Annotated in this window: 12 protein-coding genes and 1 pseudogene; 8 read left to right on the top strand and 5 right to left on the bottom strand. The window is 68.5% G+C overall.

Annotated features, from left to right (window positions below; all coding sequences use genetic code 11):
• Nucleotides 1-102: 102 nt before the first annotated feature.
• Complete coding sequence (locus AB0K37_RS35455; RefSeq protein ID WP_363988669.1) at nucleotides 103-1398, bottom strand: hypothetical protein; 1296 nt, start codon at nucleotides 1396-1398, stop codon at nucleotides 103-105.
• A 396-nt stretch (nucleotides 1399-1794) separates the two neighbouring features.
• On the opposite strand from AB0K37_RS35455, the gene AB0K37_RS35450 reads away from it, so the two are divergent.
• Nucleotides 1795-2433, top strand: a complete 639-nt coding sequence (locus AB0K37_RS35450) for a hypothetical protein (RefSeq protein ID WP_363988666.1) — start codon at nucleotides 1795-1797, stop codon at nucleotides 2431-2433.
• A 191-nt stretch (nucleotides 2434-2624) separates the two neighbouring features.
• Nucleotides 2625-2804 (top strand): transposase, encoded by a 180-nt coding sequence (locus tag AB0K37_RS35445; protein ID WP_363988663.1) that lies wholly within the window; start codon nucleotides 2625-2627, stop codon nucleotides 2802-2804.
• Between the two features lie 71 nt (nucleotides 2805-2875).
• Here AB0K37_RS35445 and AB0K37_RS35440 read toward each other — a convergent pair whose 3' ends face one another.
• The 4 genes from AB0K37_RS35440 to AB0K37_RS35425 form a co-directional block, all read right to left on the bottom strand.
• Entirely contained in the window at nucleotides 2876-3739 is an 864-nt protein-coding gene (locus tag AB0K37_RS35440; RefSeq protein WP_363988660.1) for an MBL fold metallo-hydrolase, read from the bottom strand.
• Nucleotides 3740-4027: 288 nt separating this feature from the next.
• Nucleotides 4028-4330: an alcohol dehydrogenase catalytic domain-containing protein gene (locus AB0K37_RS35435; RefSeq protein WP_363988657.1), complete on the bottom strand. Its 303-nt coding sequence runs from the start codon at nucleotides 4328-4330 to the stop codon at nucleotides 4028-4030.
• A gap of 107 nt (nucleotides 4331-4437) precedes the next feature.
• Nucleotides 4438-5049 carry a VOC family protein gene (locus AB0K37_RS35430; RefSeq protein ID WP_363988671.1) on the bottom strand — a complete coding sequence of 204 codons (612 nt, stop codon included), beginning with the start codon at nucleotides 5047-5049 and terminating at the stop codon, nucleotides 4438-4440.
• A gap of 535 nt (nucleotides 5050-5584) precedes the next feature.
• Nucleotides 5585-6745, bottom strand: coding sequence for a pyridoxal phosphate-dependent aminotransferase (locus AB0K37_RS35425; protein WP_363988655.1), 1161 nt, complete (start codon nucleotides 6743-6745; stop codon nucleotides 5585-5587).
• A 12-nt stretch (nucleotides 6746-6757) separates the two neighbouring features.
• Here AB0K37_RS35425 and AB0K37_RS35420 point away from each other — a divergent pair, with 12 nt between their 5' ends.
• The 6 genes and pseudogenes from AB0K37_RS35420 to AB0K37_RS35395 form a co-directional block, all read left to right on the top strand.
• On the top strand, nucleotides 6758-7348 hold the full coding sequence (locus tag AB0K37_RS35420; protein ID WP_363988652.1) for an XRE family transcriptional regulator: 591 nt from the start codon (nucleotides 6758-6760) through the stop codon (nucleotides 7346-7348).
• A 56-nt stretch (nucleotides 7349-7404) separates the two neighbouring features.
• A complete protein-coding gene (locus tag AB0K37_RS35415; RefSeq protein WP_363988650.1) occupies nucleotides 7405-8010 on the top strand; it encodes an HD domain-containing protein in 606 nt (201 codons plus the stop codon).
• A gap of 775 nt (nucleotides 8011-8785) precedes the next feature.
• A complete protein-coding gene (locus AB0K37_RS35410) occupies nucleotides 8786-9607 on the top strand; it encodes an alpha/beta hydrolase (protein WP_363988648.1) in 822 nt (273 codons plus the stop codon).
• 122 nt (nucleotides 9608-9729) lie between these two features.
• Entirely contained in the window at nucleotides 9730-10572 is an 843-nt protein-coding gene (locus tag AB0K37_RS35405) for an alpha/beta hydrolase (RefSeq protein ID WP_363988645.1), read from the top strand.
• Nucleotides 10573-10701: 129 nt separating this feature from the next.
• A complete protein-coding gene (locus AB0K37_RS35400) occupies nucleotides 10702-10974 on the top strand; it encodes a hypothetical protein (protein WP_363988642.1) in 273 nt (90 codons plus the stop codon).
• A gap of 232 nt (nucleotides 10975-11206) precedes the next feature.
• A pseudogene (locus AB0K37_RS35395) lies at nucleotides 11207-11587 on the top strand (Tn3 family transposase); the annotation flags it as partial.
• Nucleotides 11588-12086: the final 499 nt, after the last annotated feature.

Genomic DNA, 12086 nt, shown 5'->3' with positions numbered 1-12086 from the left:
AGGTAGGACACGGCGCTGCGGAAGTCCTCCCTGCAGACCCGTCCCGAAGTGCAGCCGGAGCGAATCGGGGTGTGGGGGGTGAGCGTTACGGGGTGCGGGCCGTCAGACCCCGATCAGGGAGTAGGTACCCGTACCGTCCTGCCTGCCGCTGGAGTACTGGCGGATGAACTCCCCGTCGGCGTACCGGTCGTGGCCCATCATGGAGCCGGTGTACTTGTTCTGGACGCCGATCCGGTCGGAGCCGGGCACGTCGCGGTAGATGTAGAACCGCTGGAGGTCGTCCTCGGTGCAGGAGACCGTCATCAGGACCGCCCGTTCGGTGGCCGCGTCCTGCGCGGCGATGGTCGCGCACCCGCCGCTGCCCCAGTTCCACAGGGACGCCTCGATGACCCCGTTGTGCTCGGTCACGTTGCACAGCCGCCAGTTGTCCAGGTGGGCACTGAAGATCGACGAGGGCCGCAGGCGGACGCCGTCGTTGGCCAGGAGCGGCCCGCCCCAGGACAGAGGCTGCCCGGGTACAGCGATCTTGTAGGCGGCGGCGCTGCAGTTGAGAGCGGCGGCCTGCGCGCTGCGTCCGGTGGCCTTGGGCCGATCGGTGGCAGTGCCGCTGGTGGGCGCCGGGCGCTGCGCGCGGCGGTCCTGTAGCTGCCTGGCTGTCGGGGCCACCGCACCCGCCGGGTGCTTGGCTCTCGCGGCGGCGCTGGCGCAGTCCAGGAGGCCTTGGGCCTTGGCCATGATGCTGTTGGCGGGCACCGTGTCCTGGCAGCGCACCGCGCCTTCCTCAAGGGTGGTGTAGGTGGTGTAGCTGCCGCTCTCGGGTCCCTCGATCCACTTCAACGCCCAACTGCCGTCGCTCAGTTGGACGCGGTTGCAGTTGAGGCTTCCGTAGGTGCCGGTGACCTTCTTGGTTCCCTTGTAGAGGCCGTAGTAGCCGGGCTCGCGGAAGTTCCACGTGATCGATTGCGACTCGGTGCTGGTGGAGGTGTAGTCCACCTTCACGTTCAGGCCCGCGCTCGCGCCGACCATGCCGAGGGCTTCGACGGCGAAACTGCCATGGACGTTGCCGTTGAGGCCGACCGAGACCGAGATGGTGGTCTCGGTGCTGGTGGTGACGGTCTGGGTCCCGGTCGTGCCCTCGGTGACGTGCCAGCCGGTGAAGTGAGTGATCGTCGGGGAGACCTCGACGCTCTTGATGATCGGGTGGCGCTGGCCGAGATCGGCTGCGGTACAGGCCTGGCCGGGTTCGGCCACCTGCCCGGCGGCGGGCTTGGCCGGCGCGGCGGCGGCCGGTAAGACCGCCAGACCCACGGCGGTGACCGCGCAGGTGGCCGAGGCGGCAGCGGCTCTGAGTGCCCAGAGTGCTCTGCCGGTGCGGCGGGCCGCTCTGATGGAGCGCATCGTTGTGTTTCCCCCTTCTTCCCCGGCCGGACGGGCCGGGCCGGTGGCGCGAACAGGCTTAATAGACAATCATGTCTTTATGTCACGAAAAAGAAAAGAGGGGGCCACCTGTGAAGCGCGTCAGACGCCTGCTGGCGGCGATGGCCTCACTCACCCTCACCGCACCCTTCTCATCCTGAGCGCCTCGCCGGCCGCCGCCGCAACGGCCAAGAGCCGGGTAACTCCCCGCGACCACGGCACTTGCACGGCCATCGCCCCCCAGCGTCAAACTCCGGCGCCAGGGCGCGGCCTGGACCTGCCTCAGGTAGAACCCGCCCTCGCCCCCGCCCGCACCAGTAACCCGGGGCCGGACCTGTGCACCGAGGACTCGTTATCCAACAGCTATGAGAGGTAACCATGCGCAATTCAAGGTCACTCCGCTGCGCCTCGATCGCCGCGATGGCGGTCTCCGGCACGCTGGCCATCACCACTGCGGCGTCCGCTGACCCAACGCCGGCCCCCAATCAGCACAGGGCGGCGCCTGCGAAGGGGGAGGTGAAGGCCACAGCCAGGCTGGTGTCACGCAGTTTCGACAAGGCTGTTGCGAACGCCCACGGCTACAAGATCGTTCTGCTGGACGGCGAGCAGGCAGCCGTCAAGGTCAGCAATCGGCCGGTCCGCCAGGACGGCATCAAGCGCGCCGGAAGCGACCTGAGGGTCTCTGGTGAGCCGATCAAGCGCGGGGACTGTGGGGTGTCGTTCCTGTACTACGCAGCCGAGGGGGACCGGAAGGCCTACGTGTACACCGGCTTCGATGTCACCAAGATGGCACCTGCGGTCGGCTTCACCTGGGAGGTCAGCGTCACCGACAACATCGGCGTGGGCAGCAGAACCTGGCGCGAGCCGCTGGCCGGCTATTCCTGGGACACCACCTGGGAGACCGAACACGGGACCACCGGATACTCCGAGGCCCGGGTCACCGGCGGAAAGGTGGTGCTGGCCGACGGTGAGATCTGCACCCAGTACGGCCCTTGGCAGGGCACCAACCTCTACTGAGATCCCGCCCTGCCAGGCACGGGCAATCGCTCCTGAAACGGCCAAGCGGGCCTCGGCTGTCTGAGAGCCGAGGCCCGCGGCAGCGAAGGGCATGGTCTCCCGCACGATCCCGCTGCTAGACGCCATCGCCCGCGACGCCGTCTGGGACTGCAAACGCGAATGGGTCGGCGGGTGGCGAGGCGGGTCCCGACATGAGCGGGCTTGGGGTGGCGGAGGTGGCGCGTCGGCTGGGCGTGGTGCCGTCCACGCTGCGCACCTGGGATCGCCAGTACGTCCCCGGGTGGCCGGCGAGGTTCTCGAGGAGCCAGTGCTGCTTCCGCCACCGAACCAGGCCGACCAGGTCGACGCACGGTGATCAACCGTCTGGGTGACCGCTTCGGTCATCGAGCTGGCCACCGCTCGGACCATGGCTCCCCTTGACCCACCGGTGATTTGATCTTCGTTAGGGTTTGATGCCGAACGGCCCGAGGGAGTTGAAGTCCAGCCGCAGCGACTCGGCCATCGCCCAAGCGTTGGGCAGTGTGAACACATCCGCGCCGCCCAGGCGGTCCACCCACCGCGGAACGACCTCGTCGGTCGCCTGTGCGGCCACCGCGTCAAGATAGGCACGGAAGACGGCCCAGGCGTTCTCGGTGTCGACCGGCGCCATGATCGCTTCGAGGTCCACGCTCGACAGCGCCGCCTCGGTGGTGGCGCGCAGATCGTTCATGTACTCGATCTGGGTGCGCACGTCCTCGGGCGTCCCCGGACGGTTGACGTGGCCGCCGACAAGCTGGTCGAAGTCGTATCCGAGGAGTTTGTCATACAGCGCGAACACTCCGGGGAGGTCGGCCGACAGCGCCAGGTTCGAGAACGGCACCCAGCCGGGGAAGATGACGTCGACCAGCATCACCACCCGTTGGTCGGGAAGGTAGATGACGCTGTTGCCCTCGCTGTGGTTGGGGCCGGGATAGTCCAGGTGCACGGTGTGGTCGCCGGCCTCGATCGTGAGGGTATGGTCGAACACCTCCGTGGGCATGGGCCGATCCGGGTCGGCGAGCGCCTCCAGCCGCTGGGCGACGATGCGCTGGGCATAGCGGGGAACCGAGTCGGGGTAGATCGACATGCCTCCGACATGATCGCCGTGCTCATGGCTGTAGATCGCGTGCGTGATCGGCTTGTCGGTCACCCGCTTGATGGCCCGCACGATGTCGTGCCCCAGCGTCGGGGGCGCGTCGAACGCGATGACCCCTTCGTCGTGGACCGCGAACATGTTCCCGTACTGGCCGTCGCTGAGCCAGAAGACGCCGTCGGCGATCTCCTTCATCACGTACCCGGCCTCAGGTATTTCGGGTCCCTTCGCGTTCGCAGGCAGCGGAGCGGTCGGACGTTCCCTTCTCCGTTGTGCCGCCAAGGAGAAGTCGGAAAGCGTCTTCATGGTGATCCCCTTTCGCCGGCTCTTCTGCACGTATCGCCCCAGCATCCCCGTGGACCGCGTAATGGTTGAACCAACAAAAAGGCATATCGGGTAAAACGGAAGGGTGAGAAGTTCGGACGCTGGCGCGGCAGCGGACGCGGGCAGGCATCATGTGGTGGATGGCACGCTCTCGAGCCTTCACCTATTCCAGGGCCGGGGAAGGCGGGCCCTCGGTGCGCGGCCGGGCGATCGCGCATAGACCACCTCGGCGTAGCCGCCGTCCAAGTCGGTGCGCCTGCGCGGCTGGTCGGAGCAGTTGGTGAAGTCACAGCGGCGGCACGACTGGCACGCTTTGTCCTGGCCGCCCACGAAACCGACGCTGACCCGCCACACCGGGGCGACGCCCTCGCCGACGATCTCATGACCCGGCACGACCGGCGCCGAGGGATCGGGGCGCAGGCCGTCCACTGCGAGGACGTCGGTGTGGCAGATCTCGCACACCCCGACCCCTTATCCGCATCTGTCCCGGCGGCCGTGCCGTCCACTCGCTTTCGACCAGCTCGAACTGGCCAGGCTGCTTGACGGTCCCGCCGCGTAGGTGAAGGCGGTCACGACGGCAGCTTCGCCCCGGCCAGCTCGCGGACCATGTAGTCGGCGTACCAGTCGGGCCAGTCCGGGTCCTCGGCGCCGATGCGCGCCTCGTGCTCACCGTGAGCGGCGGCGGCGCGGCGTAGCGCGGCCGCCAGGTCCGCGGTCGAGGAGAACGCGGTGACCGCCGGGTCCAGCCGGCCCGGGAGCCGGCTGGTGATCTCCTGCAGGACCCAGCCGTTGCCGTCGGGGTCGCTGAACGACAGGAACGATGCGTAGCTGCCGCGCTGCGGGTCCGGACCGGGCACCCGGGCGTCGGTCCCGGCGTGATGGAACACACCGCCCGCGTCGTGGAACACCTCACTCGGCTCGGCCCCCAGCCGCTTGAGCTCACCGTGCGCGGCGGTGATGTCGTCGACGATCAGATGCAGACCCCGCGCCGAGCCTGGCGCCTGAGAGCTGACCGAGGTGCCGAAGATGACCGACGCCGGCGACCCGGGCGGCGTCACCTGCACCACCCGAAAGTCCGTCCCGGTGGCGACATCGGCGTCCAACCGCCACCCCAGCCCCGTATAGAAGTCCTTGGCCCGGTCCACATCCGAGACCGGAACCACCACGACTTCGAGCTTCATGTCCACGATTTACGCCTCCTGCACTCGTCGGGGATCCCCGCTGCGCGGCCAGCCGCCAGGACGCCATGGGCAGACTCCCTGCCTGTCCCACGGGTACCCGGGAAACACCCTCCCCAAAATCGGCGCAGAGGCGTCTCCGCTGGTCGCGGGCAAGGCGGGCGCTGGGCACCAGGCGTCACAGCAGCCTGGCCGCCGCACCCGCTGCACCGTCCACCCCGATTCGGCGCTCGGCGACCTGGCGGGCCCAGTCCGGGCACTTCTAGATCCGTCTTTGAACTCGTTTGGTCGGTCATCTCTTGTCCTGGTGGCAGCACTGAGAACCCGAGCCCGGCATCGGTTGGCAAATAATCTGCCGAAACGACTGACAGTCTCCCGCGCTCAACACGGGAATTCCCCATGACCACCGCCTACGACGCCCCGTCGGCGGAGCCGGGCGGCCCGGCTTACCTCATGTCTCCGATGAGCGCGCCGCGCCAGCTCGCAGACGATCGTTCTACGGCAGACGGTGGAGCCACCTGGTCGGGCGGCGGCCCCTTCATCGGACGGCCTGGTCGAAGCGCTCCTTGAGGTCGGTGAGGCGTTCGAGGGGTTCGTTGGCGAACACGAGCCGCAGGTAGTGCGTTCCGCTGGGGCCCCAGCCGTCCATGGGGGTGGCGGCGACCTTCGCCCGGTGGAAGAGGCGCCAGGACAGCTCGGCGGCGGTCAGCCCGAGGGGCCTGGTGTCGATGAGGAGCGACCAGCCGCCGTGCGGTCGGATGACCGGGTAACCGGCGAGCCGGTCCAGGATCCTCTCGCAGCGCCGCTGCCATTCGGCGGTGGCGGCGGCGACGTCGGCCTCGGCGTCGGGCGCGTCCAGCGCGGCGGCCACGGCGTTCTGGGCGAGGCCGACCTGGCAGACGACGTTGGTCAGGCCGACGAGGCGGATGTCGGCGACGATGGGGGCAGGGCCCGCCACCCAGCCGACGCGCCAGCCGATGAGCCGCAGCTCTTTGGAGGCCGAACCGACGGTGATGGTGCGCGCCGCCAGGCCGTCGTGGGCCGCGGGGTGGCTGGGAGGGCGGCCGTCGAAGCGGATGCGTTCCATGGCCGCGTCGTAGACCAGCCAGGCGTCGTGGCGTTCGCAGGCGTCCGCCAGGGCGGACCAGTGGCGGTCGTCCAGGACGAGGCCGGTCGGCATCGCCGGGCCCATCGCCAGGACCGCCGCCGTGTCGGGTCCGACGGCACCTGCGAGTCGTTCGGCGTCGATGGTCCAGCCCTCCGCGGAGGGCGCCGCGGGAACGAACCGGGGGACACCGCCCGCGAGCCGCACCCGGTTGACCAGCCCGGCATAGACGGGGTCGCACAACACGACCTCCTGCCCGGGCTCTACCGTCGCCAGCAGCGTGTTGAGGATGCCGTTGAGCCCGCCGGCCACGCTGACGCATTCGGCGTCGGGGTCATAGCGCCGTCCCGCGATGCGTCCCACGTGCGCCGCGGCGGCCTCGCGAAGGGACCGGTGCCCCTGGAACGGCAGGTAGCTGTTGGCCGCGTCGTCGCCGACGGCCGCATGCGTGGCGGTGAGGGCGACGGCGGGCGGCCGGACGTCGGTGTCGAGGTTCTCCAGACGCAGGAACTCCGGGTCGTTCGCGGCGTCGGCCGCGTCGCCGACGGCGTCCACACCGATACCCGGAATGTCGCGCAACCGCGTCACCGTCATCCCGCCTCCACCATGAATCCGTTCTACTGGTACATGCATACCACTATGCTGATACGCATGGATTCTGCGCAAGTGGTGGGGCGCAACGTGCACCGGCTGCGGACGGCGGCGGGGATATCGCTGGCCGACCTGGCGTCCGCCAGCGGCATCAGCAAGACCACGCTGCACGGCATCGAACAGGGTCAGGGCAACCCGACCCTGAGCACCCTGTGGGCCATGGCCACGGCACTTGAAGCGTCCCTTGGCGAACTGCTGGAAACGCCGCCCTCGACCGTGGAGGTGGTCCGCGCCGGTGACAGGCGGCCGCGCGTCGAGGGCGACGCGGTCAGCGCTCGTCTCCTCCACCGCATCAAGCTGCGCGGCACCGTGGAGGTCTACGACATCGCCATCGCCGAGGGCGCCCAGCACTCCGACGCCCACCTGCCCGGCGTGGAGGAATGCCTCATACTCACCGAGGGAAGCGCCACCACGGGCCCGGCGACGTCCCCCATCGATCTGGGTGAAGGCGATTCCATCCGGTTCGACGCCGCTCACCCGCACCTGTACCGAGGTCACACCGCGGACAACCGCGCCGTCCTCCTGATGATCCACCCCGAGAACTGACGCCCGGCGGCACGGCCACCGCACCAGTGGCCGCGGTCGGAGAACGGAGGAATACGATGAGTTCTGTGGGATTCGACGACCTGCTGATCCCCGATAGCCCGGTTTGTCGCGGCGCTCTCGAAGTGGCGACCGCGTACGAGACGCCCTCCCTGCTCAACCACTCCGTCCGCTCCTACCTCTGGGCGGCGGCACACGCACAGCGCAACGGCATCGCGTTCGACGCCGAGCTGCTCTACGTGTCGGCCCTCCTGCACGACATCGGCCTGGTGGCGCAGTTCGACAGCCACACGGTGCCGTTCGAGGAGGCGGGTGGCCACGTGGCCTGGGTCTTCGGCGCCGGCGCGGGCTGGCCCCCGGAGCGGCGGGTACGGGCGTCGGAGATCATCGTGCGGCACATGTGGCCCGAGGTGCCCGTCGAGGAGGATCCCGAGGGCCACCTGCTGGAGCTGGCCACCGGCATCGACATCTCCGGGCGCGGCCTCGACGGGGTCCCGGTCGGGCTGCGCGGCGAGGTACTGGAGCGCTACCCGCGCCTGGACCTGGCCGAGGAGTTCACGGCCTGCTTCCGCGACCAGGCGGCGCGCAAGCCAGGCAGTTCCGCCGCGCTGTCCGTGTCCGCCGGGGTCGCCGACCGCATCCGGCGCAATCCGCTCGACGCCTGACTGGCCCCTCTACTCCACCCAAAGGAGCGGGCCCCGGGTACGTTCTGACGCCCGCCAGGGCGTCTTCGCGGCCGTCCGGGCGCCGCGTCCGGGCGCATCGCCCGCACCGGCGGCCCGCCCCTTGGAGTCGTCCACGCGGTTCCAGGGCCCGGGGGTGTCATCGGCAGGGCAGTCATCCACAGAACGCGCCTACCTCGCGGTGGCCACGCCGGTGAGCGACGAACATAAAGACGAGCACCGGAACGACGAAGGCGCGCCGACCGGAGAGCGCTGAACTGGCAGACCTCGCACTAGCGCGGCCAGGTCGGCGACGAGGGTGGACGCTGGGCCCCTTGGCAGCCAAAGCGCGCCGCGCTCGCCTTGAGCGAGGGGCCGCAGCGGGTCCCCCACCAAGGCTAAGGCGTCCCGGGCAACCGGCTACTTGGGTGGAAAGCTGCGCGCCTGGGGTCCCTGCCCTGGCCTTCGGTCAAGGAGGCATGCTCAACCACTCCGCGCTGGTGAAGCAGCGGCAGCAAGCCGACCCATCATGCCGACTGGTTGGAGTTACGCGCCGCTTTGATACAGGAAGCATCAGGTAAAGCGAAAATTCACCATCTTACTGCCAGCCTTTTCGCGCCCTGAAGTTAGGAGCTCATCCTTCGGGGGGACTGGGAAGCCATGCCCAGTATGGGAAGTCGCGGGCCATGGACGGGACCGAGCGTTCCACGGGCTCGACGAGACCGGGGGGGTCGACGGTGCTCCGTATCGACCTCGCCTTCCAAAGGGGGCCGGTGCCATGAGCACGATCACTACGCATGACGGTACGGAGATCTATTACAAGGATTGGGGCGAGGGCCCGGCCGTGACGTTCTCTCACGGCTGGCCGTTGAGCTCCGACGCGTGGGACGGCCAGATGCTGTTCCTCGTCCAGCACGGCTATCGGGTGGTCGCGCACGATCGGCGCGGTCACGGCCGATCCAGCCAGACCCCAATGAGAAATGACATGGACGGCTACGCCGACGATCTCGCCGCGGTGATCGAGGCGCTCGACCTCAAGGATGCCACGCTGGTGGGCCACTCCACCGGCGGCGGGGAGGTCGCGCGCTACATCGGCCGGCACGGCACGAGCCGGGTGGCCAAGGCGGTCCTGATCGCGGCGGTCCCTCCGATCATGGTGAAGACCGAAGCCAACCCCGAAGGCCTCCCGATCGAGGTATTCGACGAAATGCGCGAGGCCCTCTTCAACGACCGTTCGCAGTTCTACCAGGATCTGGCCATCCAGTTCTACGGCGCCAACCGGCCCGGTGCCAGCATCTCCCAGGGAGTGCTGGATCAGTTCTGGCTGTGGAGCATGCAATCGGGTCTCCTCAACGCCTACGAGAGTATCAAGGCCTTTTCCGAAACCGACTTTCACGACGACCTCGCCAAATTCGATGTGCCGACGCTGGTGCTGCACGGCGAGGACGACCAGATCGTCCCGGTCAAGGACTCGGCGATCAAATCCGCCCGGCTGATCAAGGGCGCCAGGGACGTCTACTACCCCGGCGCTCCGCACGGCATCACAGCCACCCACCAAGACCAGCTCAACGCCGAACTGCTGGCCTTCCTCCGAAGCTGACCGGCACACCCGGCCCCGGGCCCGTCCACCGACCGCCGACGGGTCGCCAGCGGCACCTCGTCATTCACTCAATGGAGTAAAGACGAACACTTGTACTTTTACACGTTCGAAGGAGGGTTGGCATGCCGTCAATTTCTGAGCGGGAGCACCGGGAGATCGAGGCGGCCAACGCCTCTCACAACACCCCGGTCGTCCTCATCCACGGGCTCTGGCTGCTGCCGAGCAGCTGGGCCAACTGGGTGGAGTTCTTCAAGCAGGCGGGCTACGCACCGCTGACACCGGATTGGCCGGACGATCCGGAAACGGTGGAAGCGGCGCGGGCGAACCCGGGCGTCCTCGCCAAAAAGACACTGAAGCAGATCGCCGACCACATCACCGAGATCGTCAACGCCCTGGACAAGCGGCCAGTGCTGATTGGGCACTCGACCGGGGGTCTTCTGGCGGAAATGCTGGCGGGCCAGGGCCTTTCGGCGGCCACGGTGGCCATCGACCCTGGGATCTTCCGGGGCGTTCTGCCGCTGCCGGCCTCCGTGCTCAAGGTGGTGGGCCCATTCCTGGTCAACCCGCTGACGCGCGATCGCGCGATCACTCTCACGTTCGACCAGTTCGCCTACGGATGGGCGAATGCGCTGGACGACAAGGAGGCGCGGAAACTCTATGACAACTTCCACGTCGCCGGCTCTGGGCTCGCTCTCATGCAGATGGGCAACGCGAATCTCAATCCGTGGACCGAGGCGAAGGTGGACACGAAGAGCCCCGGGCGCGGTCCTCTGCTGATCATCGACGGTGAAAAGGACCACACGGTGCCCTGGGCGCTCGCGAACGCCGCCTACAAACGGCAGAAGCGCAACCCTGCCGTCACGGAGATCGTGAAGATGCCGGACCGAGGCCACTCCCTCACTATCGACCACGCATGGCAAGAGGTCGCCGAGACCGCACTCGACTTCGTCCAACGGTCCGCCTAACGTGTACGGCGGATCTTGCCGGTGCGGTAGTCGATAGAGTCCGCGTTGTCGGCCAGCCGCTCCATGAGTCCGTCGAGGTTATTCGAGTCCTGCCGTAGCGGTTTCCCCGTGCCGGGCCGCTGCTGGAACGTGCAGTTGCTCGCCCCGAACCTGGATGCGGACTACGTGCCGACCAACACCATGCTTCAAAAGCGTCTGGAGCCGAGCCGCACCCAAGTGTCCGGGCGCTCCAGGCAGTCTATGGAATCGGGCCGCAGGCCCGCGTACAACAAGGCAGTGCACGACCGCGATGCGGCGCGAGGCGACGCGCCCGACCCTCGCGCCTGCCATCCCTACCTGCAGAATCAGCGGGCTGATCTCGGCTACGAAGACGAACTCGGCCCGTTCTGCCCACGCGACTGACCGGAAGCCCACCCGGCCCCCTCGGCGGGGGCCGAAAGATAGGCACGCTGGTAACGACCAGGGGAATCCGAGACACCTTCTGAGGCCGACCTTGCTGAGCGACAGTGAAAGGAGCGCACGCCCGGCGCCCGTCGGGCGACGCCCGCACGGGCGGGTGCAGTGGCCGCGACCGGTGCCCTCAGGGTGCCGCTGAGCGCACCGCTCCGCGGCTTCTGGGTGGGGGTCACTGCTGTTCCTGGACGCCTTCGTCCACCTCGGCGACGGCCTCAGCCGCATGAAGGACCTGACCGCCTCGGTGGTCGCCCTGCTGGTCTCCGAGGCGTGCAACATTGGCCTGACCTCCGTGGTGAACCCGAACTACGAGGCGCTGAGCCGGTCCCGGCTCGCGCACGTCGACCAGTACTACCTGCGGGTCGACACCATCGCCGCGGCGAACGCCAAGCTGATCGTCGCCCAGGCCGAGGTGCCCATCGTCCGGTTCTGGGGTGAGGGCCTGCTCGTGTCCAGGGACGGGCTGCGGTTCGTCGTTCCCGTGCGCGCCATCAACTCGGCGCCGTTGGGGAAGTACTTCGGGTTCAAGCGCGTCATCACCTGGCTCAACGCCGTCAACGAACACCTCATGCAGCAAGGGTCCCCGGGGTCCCTGCCCAGCACCTCGCTCGGCGCCAAGTGCAAGCGTTTGCCTGGCACCTTGTTCGGCGCGCTGCTCGGAACACGCATCCTGGGGTTCGGGCACATCGACTACTTGAGACAGGGCGACCTCTCTCTGTTCGCGTTCGGTGCAGTCCTGGGGGCCGTCGACGCCTGCCTCGGCGGCCTGCTCGGTCGGATGTTCCTCGCCGAGAGAGCCTCCAGGGACGGCATGAACCGCGGCTTCTTCGTGGTCGCCGTCACCGTCATCTTCGTCAGCCTCCTTCCGATGTTCGACGAGCAGATCGGCGGCTGTCTCGTCGGTTACAGCAGCTTGATCGTCGGCGCGCTCTGCGCACCACGCGGCGTGGGTCGCTGACCCACCACGCACCCGCGGGGGGGGGGGGGGGGGCCCCGCCCCCCCCCCCGGGGGGGGGGGGGGGGCGGCGCCCGCCCCCCTCCACCCCGGAGCCCCCCCCCGC

Source organism: Actinomadura sp. NPDC049753 (genome assembly GCF_040674655.1).
Taxonomy (GTDB): Bacteria; Actinomycetota; Actinomycetes; order Streptosporangiales; family Streptosporangiaceae; genus Spirillospora; species Spirillospora verrucosospora.
This window is presented reverse-complemented; position numbering and strand designations above follow the sequence as displayed.